The following is a 19,617-nucleotide window of genomic DNA, read 5'->3' on the forward strand; positions in this document are numbered from 1 at the left end:
CGGTCCTTTCATTCTTATTCTGCGGCTTTTAGCGGCGATCCAGGAATTTGATCCGTGGGCTCGTCTTGCAAACCGGTCTCGGATTGGTGCGGCTCATCCCACACAATCTCGGTCGCCTGTAGTTTGCGGGCCGAGCGACCAATAGCCATGTCCTGCGCGATCTTACTGGACCGCCCCGCGGTCATACGGGCAAGCCCGCGGCTGAGCCAGACAGCGTAAGTCGTCACCCAGACACGCAGCGCCAGAAGCGACGGCGTCACGATCAGGGTGAGAACAGTGGCGATGCCAAGACCAAAGACAACCGCTGTGGCCAGCTGTTTCCACCACAGAGCGGTGGGACTGTCGATGGAATAGCCGCCATTGATAAAGTCCAGCGAAAGCCCAAACATCATTGGGGTCAGACCTGCCATCGTGGTCAACGTAGTCAGCAGAACCGGGCGGATACGCGATTCCGCGGTGCGGACGATTGCCTCGATCCTTGGCATATAGGCGCTGTATTCCTGATAGGTATCGATCAGAACAATGTTGTTGTTCACCACAATTCCTGCCAGAGCAACGATGCCGGTGCCGGTCATGATGATCGAGAAGGGTTGCTCCATCACGATCATGCCGATCAGAACCCCGGTGGTCGAAAGAACAACTGCCAACAGCACCAACACCGAATTGTAGAACGAGTTGAACTGGGCGAGCAGGATCACGAACATCAGCCCCAAAGCACCCATGAAGGCATTCACCAGAAATGCGCCGGATTCTTCCTGCTCTTCCTGATCACCGGTCCATTGCCAACTGATCGAGTTGGCGAAGGGGCTGGTTTCCAGCCATTCGGTCAGTACTGCGATCCGCTCATTCGGGTTGATCAGGGCGAACTGCGCGTCTCCCGCGTCAATCACGCTACGTAGCTGGTCTATATTCTTTGCACCGGTCAGTTGAACCAGCTCGTAGGACTTTCCTACGTCGCCGTCCAACACGGTGCCGGTTGGAGTGTAGCCGTCGGTCACTTCGCGCATTATAGCCAGACGTTCTTCTTTCCCGTCCGGCCCTTTGGTCACAACCTTGCTCAGACCCGGTTCAACATCCGCTTTGACGTCATAGTAACGTTGCTGGTCGACACGGTTGATCTGGGCCAGTTTGGCCACGGGTTCCCGGGTCACGAAGTTCGACAGCGGAACCAACCCGTCCGGAGTGCGGACCTTGAGCGTATCCAAAGTCGACAGCACGCGATCCTCTTCCGGCAATCGGACACGGATCTCGATCTCTTCATCCGTATTGTCTGGGCGCATCTCACCCAACAGGATGCCGCGTGTCACAAGCTGCACCATGGCACCAACAGTGGCTACATCAGCGCCGAACCGACCAGCTTTGGCCACGTCGACATCGATCTGCCAATCGATACCAGGCAGGGGCAGGGTATCTTCGGTTTTGATCAGCCCCGGCGTTTCGTCAAAGACCTGGCGCGCGGCGACGGTGGCCGATCTCAATTCGTCCCAACCGTCCCCCTTGATACGCAGGTGAACCGGTTTGGCCGAGGCCGGGCCCTGTTCCAATGCCAGGATTTCAACAACGATACCGGGTATTGTCGCCAGTTTGGCATTAAGTTCGCCGATTACGTAATCGCCATCATATTCGGGTGCCACAAAGTGGCGCTCAAACAATCCCCACAAAGCGGATTCCGAAACGTTCGGACGATCTTCCCATGGGATAATTTCAAACTGGACCCGCCCCACCGTGTCCGCCGGTGCCTGCGCGCCGCCGGTATTCTGGTCAAGACCGCCTTCGCCGGCAAAGGAAAAGACGTTGATTACCGCCGGATGAGATCCAATGATCTGTTCGGCCTGCAGGACCATCTTGTCTTTTTCAGCCAGTGACAGGTTGCCACGGGCACGGACGTAAGCTGTTGCCTGTTCCGGTTCGCTTTCAACGAAAAATTCGACACCTCTTGATTCCTGTGGGAACCAGACGAAGGTCACAAAATACACGGCAGAGAAAACTGCCGCCAGCGACACGATCGGCATGATCGGGTTTCCGACAAGGAACCGGATCACATGCCCGAAAGGTGTGTGTTCGTCAGCGGTGTGGACGTGGTTTTCTTCCGCCCGTTCGAACTTGGCCGCGCTCAGTGTTACAGACCCGGCAAAGGCCCCGAACAGGAACAGCAGGGCACCAGCGACCACTCCTCCGGGCAGTAGATAGTCAGGGTTCAGAACCTGCATCGCACCCAGGAAGATCATATAAAGCGACGGGGGCACCATCACTGCCCGAACCCACCACCGGGTACGCGCACGGAGCCAGTTCGAAGACCGGTCGAAAACGCGGCTCAGACGCCCCGAAACACCGCCCATGACCGGCAGGTAGATCAGCGCCACAATCAGCGACGCCGACAGAACAAAGATCAGTGTGACGGGCAACATCCCCATGAATTCGCCCGGAACACCGGGCCAGAAGAGCATGGGCAGGAAGGCACATAGCGTCGTCGCGGTCGAGGATACGATGGGCCAGAACATGCGTTGGGCCGCCTCAACATAGGCATGCATCGGGCCGACGCCTTCCTTTATTCTCTTGTCAGCATATTCCACGACCACGATGGCACCGTCGACCAACATCCCTACGGCTAGAATGAGGCCGAACATCACAATGTTCGAGATACTGATGCCCATGACCGCCAGAAATGCGAAACACAGCAGGAATGAGGTCGGAATTGCAAAGCCCACCAAAAGCGCTGCCCGCGTACCCAAAGAGGCCAGAACCACGATCATCACCAGAGCGATTGCGGTCAGAACCGAGCCTTCAAGCTGGCTGACCATCGAACCGACAATGCGGCTCTGGTCGTTCGACGTTCCAAGCTCGACCGCGGCCTGAAGCTCGGGCGGCCATTTGGTCTTGGCCTGAGCTATGGTTTCTTTCACCTGCGTAACGGTGTCGATCAGGTTATAGCCCTTGCGTTTGACAACTTGCAGCGCGACGGTCGCCTCGCCGTTGAAGCGGGCGGTACCTTCGCGATCTTCAAATGTGTAGTTGATCTGCGCAAGCTCACCCAGCGTTACAACCCGGTCGCCATTGACCTTGATCGGCAAGCCATAAACATCCTGCGCCGTTTTGAACGACGATGGAATCTTGACCGAGAATGTACCCTGGGCAGTTTCGACCTCGCCTGCCGCGATCAGCTGGTTATTGTTTCGCACGACATTGATCAGCTCGTCTGCGGTCACGTTGTATGCTTCAAGCCGCAATGGGTCGATAACGACCTCAAGCAACTCGTCACGATTGCCCGCGATACCCGCTTCGAGAACGGAATCCAGCGCCTCAAGCTCGTCCTGCAAATCCTTGGCGACACGGGCCATTGTGCGTTCCGGAACGGCACCGGTCAGATTGACGATGACGATCGGGAACTCGGAAAAGTTGATTTCCGTCAGCGAGTATTGTTCCGCACCTTCGGGAAAATCAGCCTGGGCCGTGTTCATGGCATCGCGCACGTCCGCCATGATCGAGGTCTTGTCCCAGCCGAATTCAAACTCCAGCGCGACCCCGGCATAACCTTCGGCCGCAGTCGACGTCATTTCCTTGAGCCCGTCGAGATCCGCCAGTTCGGTCTCCATCGGCTTGACCAAAAGGTTTTCTGAGTCTTCCGCTGAAATCCCGGGAAACTGCACCGAAACGAAAAGGGCAGGGATTTCGATATCCGGCTCACCCTCTTTCGGAAGCGAGACATAGGCAAAGCCGCCTACGACCAGCGAAATGGCGATGAACGCCATTACCATTCGGGCCCTGCCTGCGGCCCATGCGACGATACCCGTCATTGCGAGGCTTCCCGATAAGTTGGTGCAACGGTAACACCGCGGATCACGAATTCCTGCCCGACCACAATGATATCAACCGTTTCCGGCAAGCCATCGATCCAGACACCTTCGGCTGTGTCGCGCAAAATGCGGACCGGCATGAAATCAACCACATTGCCTGCACCAACTGTGCGCACACCCAATTGACCTTCGTTGCTGAGTGTCAGCGCCGATTGCGGCAGCAGGTGGGCTTTCGTACCTTCAGCCGCGATGAGGATGGTGGCTGTCTGACCGTCGCGAATGGTCAAGTCGGGGTTCGGAACGGTGATTTCCACCTCGAATGTACGTGTTGTCTCGTCCGCTGACCGGCTGAGGAACGTGACCCGACCGCCCAATTGCCGACCGGTCACAAGCGTTGCCGAAGCCTCGGACCCGACAAGCACCCGGTTGACCTCGGTCTCGGGAACGAAGCCGACCAGCTTGATCGGGTCCAGTTGAATGACAGTCGCGCAAAGCGATCCGGGTTGCATTAGGCTGCCCAGTTCCGCGGTGTCGCTTTCCAGAAAACCTTTGAAGGGGGCTTTGATGGTCAGGCGGCCAATCTCTCGCTGTGCGGCCTCGACTGCTGCTGCGGCGGCTTCGATGCCCGCGCGCGTGGCCTCCAGCCCGGCTTCGGCGGATTTCACACCGGCTTTTGCAGAGCTCATCACAGCTTCGCTGGAAATCCGGCGGGTTTCCGACGCATATCCGGTTTCAGCCAGCTTGCGTGAGGCTGTCAGATTGATCTCGGCCTCGGCCACAAGCGCATGTGCCTCTATCAGGCGTGCTTCGGCTTCGGGAATGCGGCTTTGGGCTTCCAGCTTGCCCGCCATGGCCTCGGCCAGTTGTGCCGGGCGCGTGCCGGGGTCAAGTTCGCATAATATATCGCCCGCCTCAACAAACGCACCTTTGCGTTTGGGCTCAGAGACAACGGTGGACGTGGTTTCCGCAAGCACTTCGACCTGCCGGTTCGCCTTCGTCTGCCCGCGCAGCAGCACGGCGCTGTCAATTTCGCGCGCTTGCGAGCGCACGGCGACAACGCCCACGGCAGAGATATCGGAGTTTTCGGTTTCCGTGGCTTCGACTTGTGTTGCTTCCACGGCATCACCGCGTCCGGCAAAGGCGAACAAGGTGTCACGTTCAAACACCAGAAAATACAGTGCAACAATCACGAGAAGGGCGTTGATGAATGAAATCAAACGCATAAAGTGTTTCTCCTAAGAATCTGCGCCATTAATACTTGGGCTGTCACGCCATGAAATGGGGTCTGTTCGGCATCTTTTCCATACTGAACTGAATAGTTCGGTTTGCATTTTTTCGCAAGAGGGAAGCAAAGCGGTGAAAATGCGCATATTCGGACCCTTGGCTTGGCGTTGGTGCCGGGGTATGACATGGCGCACTAATACAAGATAGACAGCCCGGGGGCTTGGATGAGCGATATAGACAGTTTCATTGATGAGGTCACCGAAGAGGTGCGCCGTGACCGGATCTATCTGTTGCTGCGTCGCTGGGGCTGGGTGGGTGTCGTCGCCGTCGTGTTGATCGTCGGCGGTGCCGCTTTCAATGAATACCGCAAGGCGCGGGACACGGCGCAAGCTCAGTTATTGGGTGACACGATTCTTGCTGCATTGTCCGAAAATGACCCGGCGGCAAGGGCTGCTGGTCTTGCACAGGCAGAGGCGATGTCACCGGGCGGGAAAGCCGTGCTGGACATGTTGTTGTCTGCGTCACAGGTCGAATCCGGATCCCGAGAGGACGCGGTCACCAGCCTGAACGCGGTTGCCGTTCAGGGCGACCTGCCCGAGATTTACCGCGCGATTGCAAGCTTCAAGTCGCTGCTGTTGCAAGGCGATACCTTGCCTGCCGCCGACCGGCGGCAACAGTTCGAGGCGTTGGCGGCCCCCGGAGCGCCGCTGCGGCTGCTGGCGGAAGAGCAGTTGGCTCTGATTGACGTGGCCGAGGGGAATGTCGATGCTGCGCTGGATCGATTGCAGGCGCTACGGCAGGATGCAGAGGTTGGGATCGATCTGCAACAGCGCGCGGCGCAAATGATCATTGCTTTGGGTGGGGAACCTGAACCATTGGTGGCGCAGCAAGGCTGACCAGGCGGGACAAAAGACTTAACGACAGGCGAGTTCGGAATATCATGGTAACAAGATTTTTTTCCCGTACGGGATTGCCTTTTGCGGCTCTGGCCTTGACAGCACTTGCGGCCTGTGAACCGCCCGAAGCCATTCTGCCCGGTGAACGCGAGGATATTCGCCCTGTTTCAGATCTGGAAACGGTCGAAAAGCGCGGCTCGCAACCGATCAGCCTGCCGGCGCAACAGGTCAACGCCAACTGGTCACAAAGTCCGGGAACGTCCGCATACCGAACCACCCATGCCGCTTTGCGCGCAACACCACAACGGATCTGGTCTGTTTCGATCGGGCAGGGCGACTCGCGCAAGCAACGCATAACTGCCGAGCCGGTGGTTGCGGGCGGATTGATCTTTACACTGGATTCAGGAGCGTCGGTTTCAGCGGTCACCCAGCAGGGGCAGTTGGCATGGGAAACCGATCTGATCCCGCCAAGTGATGGCGACTCGGATGCAACAGGGGGTGGTTTGGCTTATGCCGACGGCGTCCTTTATGTGTCGTCAGGGTTCGGTCGGTTGACCGCGCTGGACGCCAAATCGGGTGCCGTGCGCTGGCAAAAACGCCTGGAAGCGACCGGCAGCGGCGCTCCGCTGGTGAACGACGGGCTGTTATACGTTGTGGCCGGAGATGAAACCGGCTGGGCTGTAAACACCAAGGACGGACGCATAGCCTGGCAATTCGAAGGCACACCCAGCGTCGGGAACGTTCTGGGTGCGCCTGCGCCTGCAATCGCATCTGATCTGGCGGTATTTGCCTTTGGCTCGGGTGACGTGGCGGCCACTTTCCGCCGCGGTGGTATCCGCCGCTGGAACGCGTCTGTTGCAGGGGGGCGTCGCGGGCGCGCCGCGGCGCAAATCGTCGATGTGACTGGTGGTCCGATGGTTGTCGGCAACAGTATCTACATCGGCAATCACTCGGGCCGGACCGTCGCATTTGATGCCGCTTCCGGTGAGCGCCGGTGGACAGCAGACGAAGGTGCGGTCGATACGGTCTGGCCTGCGGGCAACAGCATCTTCCTGATCAGTGATCGCAGCCAGCTGGTGCGTCTGAACGCGGCGGACGGGTCTGTCATCTGGGCGCAGGATCTGCCGGGCTTCGTCAAGGACAAGCGTGGCCGCCGGGGACCGATCTTTGCGCATTACGGCCCAATTCTGGCCGGGGGTCGTATTGTGGTTGCGTCCAACGACGGGTTTCTGCGGTTCTTCAATCCAGTTGACGGAACACTGGTTCATCAGGCTGAGGTTCCCGGAGGCGCGACAGCATCCCCTGTTGTGGCCGGGCAGACGCTGTATGTTGTTTCGACCAAAGGTGATCTACACGCTTTCCGTTGACGGCAAGATGCGTTAAAGGGCGCAACTTGAGTCTTGAAGGTAGAGTATCATGTCGCTGACCCTCGCCATCGTGGGGCGCCCGAACGTGGGCAAATCCACATTGTTCAACCGCCTCGTAGGCAAGCGTCTGGCGCTGGTCGACGATCAGCCCGGTGTGACGCGTGACTTGCGCGAGGGCGAAGGGCGTCTGGGCGATCTGCGCTTTACCGTGATCGATACGGCCGGACTTGAAGACGCGACAGATGACAGTTTGCAGGGCCGGATGCGCCGTCTGACCGAACGCGCGGTAGACATGGCCGATGTCTGCCTGTTCATGATCGATGCGCGGGTCGGGCTGACGCCCACGGACGAGATGTTTGCAGAAATCCTGCGCAAACGGTCCAAGCATGTAATCCTTGCGGCCAACAAGGCCGAAGGCAGCGCAGCGGATGCCGGGGTGCTCGAGGCATATAACCTGGGTCTGGGTGAACCTGTGCGTCTTTCTGGTGAACATGGCGAAGGGATGACAGATCTTTATGCTCGGCTTATGCCTTTGGCCGATGCAGCCGAGGAAAAGCAGGTCGAAGAAGCCCCAAAAACTGATATTGAGCTGGATGAAGACGGTGAGGGCGAAATGCCCCTGATCACGTCTGCCAAGCCGTTGCAGGTGGCCGTGGTTGGCCGTCCGAATGCGGGCAAATCCACGCTGATCAACAAGATCATCGGCGAAGACCGCCTGTTGACGGGGCCCGAGGCCGGGATCACCCGTGACGCTATCAGCCTGCGGATCGATTGGGCCGACCCGGACGGAGAAAGCACTCCGATGCGGATCTTTGACACAGCAGGAATGCGCAAGAAAGCAAAGGTACAGGAAAAGCTGGAAAAGCTTTCGGTGTCAGACGGCTTGCGCGCGGTGAAGTTTGCCGAGGTTGTCGTCGTACTTCTGGACGCGGCCATTCCATTTGAACAACAGGACCTGAGAATTGCCGATTTGGCCGAACGCGAAGGCCGGGCTGTTGTTGTTGCCGTAAACAAGTGGGACGTCGAGGAAAACAAGCAGGAAAAGCTGCGGGAACTGAAAGATGCCTTTGATCGCTTGCTGCCGCAGCTGCGCGGGGCCCCTCTGGTTACCGTCTCGGCGAAAACGGGTCGCGGGCTTGAGAGATTGCGCGCCGCCATCCTGCGCGCCCATGACGTCTGGAACCGCCGTGTGCCAACCGCGGCGTTGAATCGGTGGCTGACTGCCATGCTGGAACAACACCCGCCGCCAGCCCCACAGGGCCGCCGCATCAAGCTGCGCTATATGACCCAGGCGAAAACGCGGCCGCCGGGTTTTGTTGTGATGTGTTCTCATCCCGATAAGATGCCCGAAAGCTATACCCGCTATCTGGTCAACGGGTTGCGTCAGGACTTTGACATGCCTGGCACCCCAATCCGCCTGACGCTGCGCGGGCAGGGCGACAAGAACCCATATAAGGGTCGGCGCAAGAAAAATGCGGGCGCGCTGGCCAAGCATCTCAAGGGCCGCGCGTAACTGCGCCAATTTTCAGCATCTTACCTCACGGGGGCGTGACAGTTTCTGTTCTCCGCGCTAGCATTCATGCGTGTGCATTTGTTTGGGCACGCACTGCTTGCATGCGGACTAGCCGCACCTAGATTTGAACAGAAAACTGAACGGCCATCGTAAGGAGACGGCTGGATGGATTTGAGGGAATATACAAGACATTACGCGGTGCAGGACAACAGATTGGCCGCGGCAAGTTATTTTGGCACATTTGCGGTGTATTTCGCGTCGCTGACCCTTGCGATCACCTTTGTTGATCGCTGGTACATCATGATACCCGCCGGGATAGTGTTCGCCTTTGCCGCAGTACGGCTTTATGTGCTGCAACATGATTGTGGGCATCACTCTCTGTTTGAAACACGGATTCAAAACGAATGGGCAGGGCATGGTCTGTCACCTTTCACTTTCGCCCCGTTCGAGGTGATGAAGCAGAACCACAATCTGCACCATGCGGGCATCGGAAATCTTGAACATCGCGAGACAGGTGAAATTCATACGATGACTCTGCGAGAGTGGAATGCGGCTGATTGGAAAACGCGTTTTTTTTACAGGCTGTATCGCAATCCGTTCATCCTGGTTCCGGTCGGCGCGTTGTTCACCTACTTCATCCGATACCGCTGGCCCAAGAATACGGCGCGTTTTGGCGCTAAAGGTGTGGTGTTGCACAACCTGTCGATCATCGTGTTTCTAGGATTGTTGTATCTGATTGCGGGTATGACCGGCATTTGGGTCTGGTTGGTGTTTTCCTTTTTGGGTGGAATGCTGGGCGTCTTCCTTGTTTATCTTCAGCACAACTTCGAAGATACCTATTGGGATCGCCGCCCCGATCTGAACCCTCAGACAGCAGCGCTTGAGGGATCATCCGCACTGGATTTCGGATGGTGGTTCGATATGGCTGTGGCCTGCATCACGTTGCACGACATCCACCATTTCAACGCGCGTATCCCATCATATCGCCTGCGTGCCTGCCATTATAACCTGCCGCCGGAATACACCCCGCGCCGGATTAAGTTTCCCGAGGCCGTGGCCGCATTGAACCTGAAGCTATGGGACGAAGATGCCAAGCGCCTTGTACCCTTTCCGAGAGACAACCGAGCCGCTAGTCTTGCCCATAACTAAGCTGGCAGAACAGGGGTTATCACTACGCTGCTTGCTGCTTCGTATATCCGGTGTATATACGAAGTTATAGAACGACACAGAAAGGACCCATAATGACCGCAGTGACCGATATAAAAGGTGTAGGAGACTCGCTTGGCCAGGCCCTTGTTGCCAATGGCTTCAAGACCGCCGAGGCAATAGCCAAGGCCGCTCCTGCTGATTTGGTCAAGGTCCCTCGGATCGGTGAGGCGCGCGCGTTGGTTTTGATTGCATCTGCCAAAGAAGCCGTTGCCGCAAATCCGGTTGCTGCGAAGCCAACAACACGCCGAACTGCGGCCCGGACTCCGGCGGTACGCAGGCCTTCCGCACGCAAAGCCGCGTCCCGCAAAACAATCGCCGCAGCCGCAGCCGAGAAACGGGTCGAGGAAGCCGCACGCAAGGCGGCAGAAGAAAAAGCAGCGGCCGAAAAAGCCGAAGCTGCGGAAAAGAAAAAGGCCAAAGCCAAGGCCAAGGCTGAAAAAGCCGCGAAGAAGCGTAAAGAGATGGAAGCCGCCTTTTCAAAGGCGAAGGACAAAGTGAAAGCCAAATCCAGCAAGGACAAAAAGTCCAAGAAGGACGGGAAAAAGAAGGACGGCAAGAAAGGCGGAAAGAAGAAGGACAAGAAAAAAGCAAAGAAGTAAACTTCTTCGCCTTCTGCTGATGTCCTTACCGGTGCCCGACGGCGCCGGTTTTGTTTGTCAGGCCAAAGAACCGTCCGATTGCAGGGTCAGCTTGCCGCCCAGATAGGGGCCAAGTACCTCGGGCAGCGAAACAGTTCCGTCTTCATTCTGCCCATTCTCCAGAACAGCGATCAGGCAACGCCCGACAGCCAGACCGGAACCGTTCAGAGTATGAAGGAATTCGGGTTTGCCACCACTTTCTGGCCGGAAACGGGCATTCATTCGACGCGCCTGAAACGCACCTGTGGTCGAGACCGAGCTGATCTCGCGATAGGTGTCCTGTCCGGGCAGCCAAGCTTCGATGTCATAAGTGCGGCGCGCGCCAAAGCCCATATCACCGGTGCACAAAACAACAGTGCGATAGGGAATACCCAACTGTTCCAGCAGATCCTCGGCGCAGCGCAACATGCGCTTTTGCTCGTCATCTGACGCGTCGGGATGGGTGATCGAGACCATCTCGACCTTTTCGAACTGGTGCTGGCGCAGCATCCCTGCGGTGTCCTTGCCTGCACTTCCGGCCTCGGACCTGAAACAGACGGTATGGGCGGTCATACGGATGGGCAGGGCAGACTCTTCGAGAATGTCACCAGCCACTGAATAGGTCAGTGTAACCTCGGAGGTCGGGATCAGCCACCAGCCATTGGTCGTCTGATAGCTGTCGTCGCCGAATTTAGGCAATTTATCCGTGCCATACATCGCCTCATCCCGGACCAGAACCGGTGTCTGCATTTCTGTCAGACCGTTCTTGTCGATATGCGTGTCCAACATGAACTGGGCCAGCGCGCGGTGGATGCGGGCAACCCCCTTGGACAGATTCACGAACCGGCTGCCGCTTGTTTTAGCGGCGGTTTCGAAATCCATCGCGGCTGCGACGGCGGGAATGTCGTAATGCTCTTTCGGTGCAAAGCTGAAATCACGCGGGGTGCCCCAGCGGTTGACTTCGACATTGTCGTTTTCGTCCGCGCCTTGCGGCACGTCATCGGCGGGCAGGTTGGCGATGCGGGCCAGTTGATCGGTCAGCAAGGCATCCAGATCCTTGGCCTCGGTCTGCATCCGGGCGACTTCGGCCTTTTTCTCGGCGACAAGCGCGCGCAGGCGTTCGAATTCAGCCTCGTCGCCGCGTCCCTTAGCAGCGCCGACTTCCTTGCTGGCCTTGTTTTGTTCGGCCTGTGCAGTTTCGGCAGCCAGAATCTTGGCACGCCGGCTTTCGTCCAGCCTCAGCAGATCTGACGACACCGGCGCGTCCCCACGGCGCGCTAGGGCGGCGTCAAAGGCGGCAGGGTTTTCGCGAATGGCGCGGATGTCGTGCATGTCTCAGATCCTTGAATGCGTGAATCACTGAACCCGCTTATGCACCATCTGCAGGGCAGGGTGTAGCACCGGTTACGACTTATCAGCGTCTTCGTGGGTTTCATGCGTCAGGTGGCCATCCCATGCCCCGGCCGGTATTTTTGGCTCGGGCGGGTCGGCCACATAAGAAGGCGTCATGATCTGCACATTGTTCTCGTTAAATACAGCGACAATGTTTCGATGCAGGTCCGAGCGGATTTTGGGGATGATGCTGCCACGGGTGGTGTAGCCGTTGATCTGATAATTGATCGAGTAATCGGCCAACGCGGTCCACAACACAAAAGGTTCGGGATTGACCTTGATACCTTTGGTGCGGTTGGCGGCCTCGATCAGCATCGCCTCTACCTTCTCAGGGGGTTCTTCGTAGCCGATGCCGACGGTCGTGTGCAATAATAGTCCGTCACCATTGGTTTTCTTTGAAAAGTTAACGACATCTGAGTTCATCAATTGTGCATTGGGGATCGAGATCAGCTCGTTCTTGATCGACTTCAGGTGGGTCTCCATCAGTTTTATCTGAACCACATCGCCGATGTGGTCCCCGATCTGGATACGGTCGCCGATTGAGGTAGACCTGCGGTAAATCACAAACAGCCCGGCCAGCATGTTGGACACGACTGAATTCGCGCCTAAAGACAGCATGGCGCCAACCAGAATGGTCAACCCCTGGAACGCGGCAGAATCTGAGCCCGGAATATAGGGAACCGCAAACACCAGCGCGATCAAAATAACGACGACACGGGCGATGTTGAACGTCGGGTTGACCCAGTGTTTTTCGAAATCACCCATTTCGAACGAACCGGCTTCGACCGCATCAAAGAACACGCGCAGCCCTTTGATGATGTACAACGTGACCCATGTGATCAGGCCCAGCATGATCAGATTGGGGATATAGCTGAGGATGCCCCGGAAGATAAGCAGCACGGGCTCTGTCAGATAGGTCAGCAGAAGCTGTGCGAAATATCTGGTTTCCGCAAAAGCCAAAAGAACAAAGGACAGGTAATAGTAGAAACCGAGAAAGAAGATGATCAGCAGCACGAAGTTCAGACCATAGCGGATAAGGGCCGCGATTGCTTCGGCCTGAACGCTTTTGGCTGTCGCCGTTTCGACATCCTTTAAGTAGCGTTTTACCAGCTTCAATGTGCGACGCCTGATCCGACGGTGCAGCCACAGGATAGTGACAACAAACAGGGCAAATCCCAACGTCCAGGCAGCCGCTTCAATAGCACCGGAAACGCGCGCCTGATCGGTTCGGTTGGCTCGATACGCCTCAATGGATTGTTTGATCGCATTGCCATGCAAAACGCTCAGAACACTTAGTTCCATCTGATCCAGTTCAGCGTCAGCTTTAGTAACGATCGAGATTTTTTGGCCATCGGCCAGAATCCAGATGCCAAACTCGGTCTCTTCATATGTGATCTCGACCAAAGGTGCTTCCGACGCTTCCGCAACCACAATGATCTTGTCCTGTACGCCCTCGGCGCGCTCCGGAGCAGGCAGGGCGCTTGATCCGCGCACCTGAAACAGAATGTCCCCGTCTACTATGACCGGGGCCATGAACGTGTCCGATCCCGCAGTCTCGGACAGGGGGGATTCCGCGGGTGCTTCCTGCGACAAGGCCGCACTGGACAGCCACACGCTCACCGACAGGGCAGTCAGTAAATAAAGCAACGAAAGGAAAGGTTTGAGTGGCCGCGTCATGTGTCCCCCTTCGGATAAACTATACCCGGTATTGGTTATGTTCCTAGGGCATATCTGCAACGTTTTGCCCGTGGTTGCCGGGACATGCCCGTTTTCAGGTGAGTTACATGACCGCCTTTGCTTGCAAACCGACATTTCAAAGCATAGGTTCCGCCCAAATTTGCGGAACTGTGCCGCAAGACTAGAACAAAGGAATGTCCCATGGATGGTGGCGCAATCGCCCAGTTTCTCCCGCTGATCCTAATCTTTGCGATCATGTATTTCCTGCTGATCCGTCCGCAGCAAAAGAAGATGAAGGAACATCAGGCCATGGTTGATGCCGTGCGTCGCGGTGATCAGGTGATCACTCAGGGGGGCGTGATCGGCAAGGTATCGAAGGTCAAGGAAGGCGATAACGAGATCGAGGTCGAAATCGCCGAGGGCGTCAAGATTCGCGTGGTCAAATCGACCATCGCCCAGGTTCTGAACAAGACTGAGCCGGCGAAGTAACTTCGCGCGACAATTCCTTGAAAAGGCAGGGTAATGCTGCAATTTGATACCTGGAAGCGGGTTCTGATCTGGCTGGTCTGCGTGACCGGCCTGCTCATGGCCCTGCCAAACGCATTTTACACGCGGGTCGAACAATCCAACGACGCCAAGGCCGCGATCGAGTTGGGCAACGACACACCCCAGATGCAGGCTGAAGCCGCGCAATGGCCGAGTTGGTTGCCGTCATCCCTGGTCAATCTTGGCCTCGACCTGCGCGGCGGCGCGCATTTGCTTGCCGAAGTACAAGTACAAGACGTCTACGGCTCCCGGATGGAGGCGATGTGGCCGGAAATCCGCGACGCCCTGCGCGATGAACGTGCCACGGTGGGAACCATCCGCCGTCAGGACTCGGCTGCGGATGAGATTCGCGTGCGCATTAGCCAGCCCGAAGGAATGCCACAGGCATTGGAGGTTGTCCGCGGTTTGGCCCGGCAAGTGCAGACCCTGACAGGTGTAGGAGCCACAGATATCGAAGCCCGCGCGGATGGTGACACAATTGTTGTTCAACTGTCCGAAGCAGAAAAACTGGCCTCGGATGACCGCACGGTGCGTCAGGCGTTGGAAATCATCCGCCGCCGGATCGACGAAGTCGGTACACGTGAGCCCACAATTCAGCGTCAGGGGACGGATCGTATCTTAATTCAGGTGCCGGGTATCGGCAGTGCGGGTGAACTGAAGGAAATTATCGGAACAACAGCACAGTTGACCTTCAACCCGGTTGTCGGGCGCGGAACCGATCCGGATGCCGTTGCAGGCGTCGGCGAAAAAATCGTGCCGTCGATTGACGAAAACGGCGTTTATTACACCATCGAATCCGCTCCGGTCGTGACAGGAGAGGAACTGGTCGACGCGCAGCCATCCTTCGATCAGAACGGCCGCCCTGCGGTCAGCTTCCGATTCAACACATCCGGGGCACGCAAGTTCGGGGATTATACCCGTGACAATATCGGCGCACCCTTTGCAATCGTTCTGGATGACGAAGTGATCTCGGCCCCCGTGATCCAAAGCCATATCCCAGGCGGATCGGGTATCATCACCGGTAATTTCACCGTTGAGGAAAGCACCAATCTGGCCGTCCTGTTGCGTGCAGGTGCTTTGCCTGCAGGGCTGGAATTCCTGGAAGAACGCACCATCGGGCCCGAACTGGGGCAAGATAGTATCGACGCAGGCAAAGTTGCCACAATCGTGGCCTTTGTCGCCGTGCTGGTATTCATGGCGCTCAGCTATGGCCTGTTCGGTGTCTTCGCCAACATCGCGCTGATCATAAACGTGGGCCTGTTGTTCGGTTTGCTGTCCCTGATCGGCGCAACCCTGACTCTGCCGGGGATTGCAGGGATCGTTCTGACGGTCGGTATGGCGGTGGATGCCAACGTACTGATCTTTGAACGCATCCGCGAAGAACTGAAATCCGCCAGAGGTCCAGCCCGCGCCATCGATCTGGGCTATGAAAAGGCGTTGTCGGCCATTCTGGACGCCAACGTAACCACTTTCATCACCGCCGTTATCCTGTTTGCCATGGGCAGCGGCCCTGTGCGCGGGTTCGCGATCACTCTGGGCCTGGGTATCCTGACATCGGTCTTCACCGCGATCTTCGTGACGCGCCTGATGGTTGTCATGTGGTTCGAACGCCGCCGACCGAAAACGATCGAGGTTTGATCATGAGACTGAAACTCGTACCGCAGAACACCTCGTTCGACTTTTTCAGTCGCTGGAAGATTTGGTTGGGCATTTCTGCTCTGATGGTGGTCGTGGCCTTTGCTTCGTTCATGCTGCAAGGGCTGAACTTCGGCATCGACTTCAGGGGTGGGACCACGATCCGAACCGAAAGCACACAGCAGATCGACGTAGGCGCCTATCGCGACGCCATCGCGCCGCTGGAGCTGGGCGATGTAACGATCACCGAAATATTTGATCCAAGCTTTGGCCCGGATCAAAATGTCGCGATGATCCGCATTCAGGCCCAAGAAGGTGAGGAAGCAGTTACTGCCGATACGATATCTCAGGTCGAGCACGTGCTTGCCGGTGCGACTGGAAGCAAGATGATCGTGACTTTCGAGGGGCAGAACGGAGGAGCGGTCGATTCCGCTGCGCTGGCCTCAGCTGTTGAAGCTTTGGGTGGTGTCGCAGACGGCGATAGTGAACGACAATTTGTTTTCCCGGCCGGAAGTTCCTTCGAATTGCGTGATCAAATCTCCAATGCAGCAAAATCAGAAGCTGCAATTGGGACGATCACGTATTCTTACGACAATATGAGCTTTCCCTCTGTCGAATCCGTTGGCCCAAAAGTGTCGGGCGAGTTGATCCAGACGGCTGTGATCGCGGTTGTCTTGGCCATCGGTGCCGTCCTTGTCTACATCTGGCTGCGCTTTGAATGGCAGTTTGCACTGGGGGCAGTTGCCGCATTGGTGCACGATGTGATCCTGACCATCGGCATCTTCTCGGAACTGCAAATCCGCTTCGATCTGGCGATCATCGCGGCGCTGCTGACCATCGTCGGCTATTCGCTGAACGACACGGTTGTCGTCTTCGACCGGGTGCGCGAGAATCTGCGGAAATACAAAAAGAAGGACCTGAAAGAGGTTCTGAACGTATCGATCAACGAAACTCTGAGCCGGACGGTGATGACCTCGGTCACAACTTTGCTGGCGCTGATCTCGCTTTATCTGCTGGGCGGGGACGTCATCCGCGGATTCGTCTTCGCGATGATCTGGGGTGTCGTCGTCGGGACCTATTCGTCGGTCTTCGTGGCTTCGACCATCCTGCTTTGGCTGGGGGTCAAGCGCGACTGGTCCAAACCGTCGAACACGGCGGGCAACCAGTTTGCCAATATTGATGCGTGAGGCCCTGCAACAGGCCCTGGCCCTGCCGGGCCTCACTTGGCTGATCCTGACTATCGGAGCCGCGGGACTTGTCCGCGGCTTCACAGGTTTTGGCACCGCGATGATCTTTGTGCCGGTGGCGACCCAGTTCCTGCCTATTGCAGATGTGGTCTTTCTGATGGCCGCCACCGGAATCGCATCAACATTTGCCTTGGCGCCTCAGGCGTGGCGGGATTGCGACAAGGTCGAAATCAGCACTCTGGGCTTTGCTGCAACCGTAACCGTTCCATTGGGGCTGTGGATCATGGTGCAGGTGGACTCGGTTGCGTTGCGCTGGGTTGTCTGTGGCATCACCGGTCTGACCTTGCTGGCCGTGGTTACCGGCTGGCGATGGGAGGGGAAACTGGGACTACCCGGACGTCTCGCCATCGGCGGCAGCGGAGGCATTATCGGCGGCATGACCGGGCTGACCGGTCCGGTTGTCATCGTGTTCTATCTGGCCAGTTCTACAGACGTCCGCAAGATTCGCGCCAACACCATCATTTTTCTGGCATTGCTGGACGTTGTCATCGTTTTCAACATCCTCATCAGCGGTGCCGCAGATTTGTCGATCCTGTGGATTGTGCTGCTGCTGTGCGTGCCTTATCTGATCACTACGCTTATCGGCAAAGCACTGTTCGACCCGAGACTCGAACAGATCTATCGGCTCGCGGCCTATTCGGTCATCCTGATCGCCGTCATTTCCGGGCTGCCGCTTCTGGATTGAAGAAGGGACATCATGCGTCTGAATCAGATTACTTTTACAGATGCCAAACCCGTTGACGGTTATGGCCCCGGTTTTTTCCGAATTGGCGGTGATGTCTTCCACGGCGCTATCCTGACAGGCCCGGCAGGCCCTGCAGAGTGGGGCGGTTATGACGACCGACACCCCCTTCTGGAATTGGTGGGCAGTATCGACGTCCTGCTCATCGGTACGGGCGCGGACATGGCCCACATCCCTCTATCCCTGAGGGTTGAGCTGGAGAATGCCGGACTTGGTGTCGAAATCATGAACTCCCCTGCCGCCTGTCGCACCTACAACGTGCTGCTCGCTGAAGGCCGTCGTATTGCACTCGCGCTGATCCCTGTCTGACGGGATCCTCTTCATCTGGCCGAAAATATCCCGGGGAGTGTGAGGGGCTGGCCCCTCACTCCGACATGAGGCAGCGGTGGTGCGCTGGCATCCTGCGGCAAATCTCGCCTTTTGCCCCTGCTGACAATCCGTTAAGCGGGTCTCATGACTTTGACTGTAACAGATCTGTCGATCACTCGTGGCGGTGTTCCCGTCCTTGAGGGCCTCAGCTTTCAGCTGCCGCCGGGCAAAGCTCTGATCCTGCGCGGCCCGAATGGTATTGGCAAAACGACCCTACTGCGTACGTTGGCTGGCTTGCAGCCTCCGCTGGAAGGCAAGATCGAAGGGGCCGATGACCAGATCGCCTACGCGTCCCATTCAGACGGGCTCAAACCGACGCTGTCAGTGACGGAAAACCTGACATTCTGGGCCTCGGTCTTTGGCACATATGACATCCAGCCGGCGCTGGACGCATTTGACCTGAACGAACTCGCCGACCGTCACGCCGGCAACCTGTCGGCAGGTCAGAAACGGCGTCTGGGGCTGGCGCGGATGCTGGTCACAGGGCGGCCGATCTGGATGCTGGACGAGCCGACCGTCTCGCTGGACAGAAACGCTGTGCAAATGTTTGCCGACGCTGTGTGGGCACATCTGGGGCAGGGTGGGTCAGCCCTGATCGCCACCCATATCGACCTTGGCCTAGATGGCGAGGTTCTGGACGTCGGTCCGAACAAGGCCAAACCCAAACCCATCGACGATTTCGACGGAGGTTTCCTGTGATCGCCCTGTTGCTGCGCGACCTGAAACTGGCTTTCCGCGCGGGCGGCGGGTTTGGGCTGGGTCTGGCCTTTTTCCTGATCGTGACCGTGATGGTGCCGTTTGCGGTGGGGCCGCAATCCTCGCTTCTGTCCACGATTGCGCCCGGTGTGCTCTGGCTGGGGGCCTTGCTGGCCTGCCTTCTGTCGCTTGACCGCCTGCTTGCACTGGACTGGGAAGACGGCTCGCTGGACCTGCTGGCCACGGCACCGCTGCCACTTGAATCGGTTGTCACTGTCAAGGCGCTGGCCCATTGGCTGACCACTGGTTTGCCGCTGGTTCTGGCCGCGCCGTTTCTGGGCGTACTTCTGAACCTGCCGGTGCCGGGGTTCTTCTGGCTGGTCATCTCGCTGTTGATAGGTACCCCGGCCATGAGCGTCATCGGGACATTTGGTGCTGCGCTGACCGTTGGTCTGAAACGTGGCGGGCTATTGCTGTCGCTTCTTGTGTTGCCGCTTTACGTCCCCACCCTGATATTCGGGGCCGAAGTTGCCCGACGCGGTGCAACAGGGATGGAGGTGCAGACACCACTGCTGATGCTGGCCGGGATCACGGCGGCGACCATTGCATTGTTGCCCTTTGCCAGCGCTGCCGTGCTACGTATCAATCTGCGGTGAACCGCGACAAGTTTGATGGATGTCAATTGAGAACCAC

General features: G+C 57.5%; 16 protein-coding genes. 12 read left to right on the forward strand and 4 right to left on the reverse strand.

What is annotated here, in order from left to right:
* Nucleotides 1–14 precede the first annotated feature (14 nt).
* Nucleotides 15–3,794 carry an efflux RND transporter permease subunit gene (locus tag AC2FLZ_RS06160; protein ID WP_496881948.1) on the reverse strand — a complete coding sequence of 1,260 codons (3,780 nt, stop codon included), beginning with the start codon at nt 3,792–3,794 and terminating at the stop codon, nt 15–17.
* On the reverse strand, nt 3,791–5,017 hold the full coding sequence (locus AC2FLZ_RS06165) for an efflux RND transporter periplasmic adaptor subunit (RefSeq protein ID WP_496881949.1): 1,227 nt from the start codon (nt 5,015–5,017) through the stop codon (nt 3,791–3,793). Before AC2FLZ_RS06165 ends, AC2FLZ_RS06160 begins: the two co-directional genes overlap by 4 nt.
* A gap of 225 nt (nt 5,018–5,242) precedes the next feature.
* Between AC2FLZ_RS06165 and AC2FLZ_RS06170 the strand changes: the two genes are divergently transcribed.
* The 5 genes from AC2FLZ_RS06170 (at nt 5,243) to AC2FLZ_RS06190 (ending at nt 10,602) form a co-directional block, all read left to right on the forward strand.
* The gene (locus AC2FLZ_RS06170; protein ID WP_480473425.1) at nt 5,243–5,914 is read left to right on the forward strand and encodes a hypothetical protein; all 672 of its coding nucleotides are present in this window, start codon (nt 5,243–5,245) and stop codon (nt 5,912–5,914) included.
* 44 nt (nt 5,915–5,958) lie between these two features.
* Entirely contained in the window at nt 5,959–7,281 is a 1,323-nt protein-coding gene (locus AC2FLZ_RS06175; protein WP_496881950.1) for a PQQ-like beta-propeller repeat protein, read from the forward strand.
* Nucleotides 7,282–7,330: 49 nt separating this feature from the next.
* Nucleotides 7,331–8,794 carry a ribosome biogenesis GTPase Der gene (gene der / locus AC2FLZ_RS06180; protein ID WP_480603195.1) on the forward strand — a complete coding sequence of 488 codons (1,464 nt, stop codon included), beginning with the start codon at nt 7,331–7,333 and terminating at the stop codon, nt 8,792–8,794.
* Between the two features lie 165 nt (nt 8,795–8,959).
* Nucleotides 8,960–9,943, forward strand: coding sequence for a fatty acid desaturase (locus tag AC2FLZ_RS06185; RefSeq protein ID WP_480492943.1), 984 nt, complete (start codon nt 8,960–8,962; stop codon nt 9,941–9,943).
* Nucleotides 9,944–10,035: 92 nt separating this feature from the next.
* On the forward strand, nt 10,036–10,602 hold the full coding sequence (locus AC2FLZ_RS06190; protein ID WP_496714859.1) for a helix-hairpin-helix domain-containing protein: 567 nt from the start codon (nt 10,036–10,038) through the stop codon (nt 10,600–10,602).
* Nucleotides 10,603–10,659: 57 nt separating this feature from the next.
* Here AC2FLZ_RS06190 and serS read toward each other — a convergent pair whose 3' ends face one another.
* Nucleotides 10,660–11,952, reverse strand: coding sequence for a serine--tRNA ligase (gene serS, locus AC2FLZ_RS06195; protein ID WP_480553803.1), 1,293 nt, complete (start codon nt 11,950–11,952; stop codon nt 10,660–10,662).
* A gap of 72 nt (nt 11,953–12,024) precedes the next feature.
* Nucleotides 12,025–13,689 (reverse strand): mechanosensitive ion channel family protein, encoded by a 1,665-nt coding sequence (locus AC2FLZ_RS06200; protein ID WP_496714860.1) that lies wholly within the window; start codon nt 13,687–13,689, stop codon nt 12,025–12,027.
* 201 nt (nt 13,690–13,890) lie between these two features.
* On the opposite strand from AC2FLZ_RS06200, the gene yajC reads away from it, so the two are divergent.
* The 7 genes from yajC to ccmB all read left to right on the forward strand — a co-directional run bounded on the left by yajC (nt 13,891) and on the right by ccmB (nt 19,580).
* A complete protein-coding gene (yajC, locus tag AC2FLZ_RS06205; RefSeq protein WP_209503494.1) occupies nt 13,891–14,178 on the forward strand; it encodes a preprotein translocase subunit YajC in 288 nt (95 codons plus the stop codon).
* Between the two features lie 33 nt (nt 14,179–14,211).
* Nucleotides 14,212–15,873, forward strand: a complete 1,662-nt coding sequence (secD, locus tag AC2FLZ_RS06210; RefSeq protein ID WP_480492947.1) for a protein translocase subunit SecD — start codon at nt 14,212–14,214, stop codon at nt 15,871–15,873.
* A gap of 2 nt (nt 15,874–15,875) precedes the next feature.
* Nucleotides 15,876–17,057, forward strand: coding sequence for a protein translocase subunit SecF (secF, locus tag AC2FLZ_RS06215; RefSeq protein WP_480492948.1), 1,182 nt, complete (start codon nt 15,876–15,878; stop codon nt 17,055–17,057).
* Nucleotides 17,050–17,802 (forward strand): sulfite exporter TauE/SafE family protein, encoded by a 753-nt coding sequence (locus tag AC2FLZ_RS06220; protein ID WP_496881951.1) that lies wholly within the window; start codon nt 17,050–17,052, stop codon nt 17,800–17,802. Before secF ends, AC2FLZ_RS06220 begins: the two co-directional genes overlap by 8 nt.
* A 12-nt stretch (nt 17,803–17,814) precedes the next feature.
* Nucleotides 17,815–18,168 (forward strand): Mth938-like domain-containing protein, encoded by a 354-nt coding sequence (locus AC2FLZ_RS06225; protein ID WP_496881952.1) that lies wholly within the window; start codon nt 17,815–17,817, stop codon nt 18,166–18,168.
* A gap of 144 nt (nt 18,169–18,312) precedes the next feature.
* Complete coding sequence (ccmA, locus tag AC2FLZ_RS06230; protein WP_496881953.1) at nt 18,313–18,927, forward strand: heme ABC exporter ATP-binding protein CcmA; 615 nt, start codon at nt 18,313–18,315, stop codon at nt 18,925–18,927.
* Nucleotides 18,924–19,580, forward strand: coding sequence for a heme exporter protein CcmB (gene ccmB / locus AC2FLZ_RS06235; protein ID WP_480473413.1), 657 nt, complete (start codon nt 18,924–18,926; stop codon nt 19,578–19,580). Before ccmA ends, ccmB begins: the two co-directional genes overlap by 4 nt.
* The last annotated feature ends 37 nt before the right edge of the window (nt 19,581–19,617 follow it).

This window comes from Ruegeria sp. YKSF131, assembly GCF_059612645.1.

Bases quoted from the DNA above. Each gene is read 5' to 3' on its own strand.
- AC2FLZ_RS06190 (WP_496714859.1), top strand. From the start codon at position 10,036: ATGACCGCAGTGACCGATATAAAAGGTGTAGGAGACTCGCTTGGCCAG.
- AC2FLZ_RS06175 (WP_496881950.1), top strand. From the start codon at position 5,959: ATGGTAACAAGATTTTTTTCCCGTACGGGATTGCCTTTTGCGGCTCTG.
- secF (WP_480492948.1), top strand. From the start codon at position 15,876: ATGAGACTGAAACTCGTACCGCAGAACACCTCGTTCGACTTTTTCAGT.
- AC2FLZ_RS06220 (WP_496881951.1), top strand. From the start codon at position 17,050: ATGCGTGAGGCCCTGCAACAGGCCCTGGCCCTGCCGGGCCTCACTTGG.
- serS (WP_480553803.1), bottom strand. From the start codon at position 11,952: ATGCACGACATCCGCGCCATTCGCGAAAACCCTGCCGCCTTTGACGCC.
- yajC (WP_209503494.1), top strand. From the start codon at position 13,891: ATGGATGGTGGCGCAATCGCCCAGTTTCTCCCGCTGATCCTAATCTTT.
- AC2FLZ_RS06165 (WP_496881949.1), bottom strand. From the start codon at position 5,017: ATGCGTTTGATTTCATTCATCAACGCCCTTCTCGTGATTGTTGCACTG.
- secD (WP_480492947.1), top strand. From the start codon at position 14,212: ATGCTGCAATTTGATACCTGGAAGCGGGTTCTGATCTGGCTGGTCTGC.
- AC2FLZ_RS06185 (WP_480492943.1), top strand. From the start codon at position 8,960: ATGGATTTGAGGGAATATACAAGACATTACGCGGTGCAGGACAACAGA.
- AC2FLZ_RS06200 (WP_496714860.1), bottom strand. From the start codon at position 13,689: ATGACGCGGCCACTCAAACCTTTCCTTTCGTTGCTTTATTTACTGACT.
- ccmA (WP_496881953.1), top strand. From the start codon at position 18,313: ATGACTTTGACTGTAACAGATCTGTCGATCACTCGTGGCGGTGTTCCC.
- der (WP_480603195.1), top strand. From the start codon at position 7,331: ATGTCGCTGACCCTCGCCATCGTGGGGCGCCCGAACGTGGGCAAATCC.
- AC2FLZ_RS06225 (WP_496881952.1), top strand. From the start codon at position 17,815: ATGCGTCTGAATCAGATTACTTTTACAGATGCCAAACCCGTTGACGGT.
- AC2FLZ_RS06170 (WP_480473425.1), top strand. From the start codon at position 5,243: ATGAGCGATATAGACAGTTTCATTGATGAGGTCACCGAAGAGGTGCGC.
- AC2FLZ_RS06160 (WP_496881948.1), bottom strand. From the start codon at position 3,794: ATGACGGGTATCGTCGCATGGGCCGCAGGCAGGGCCCGAATGGTAATG.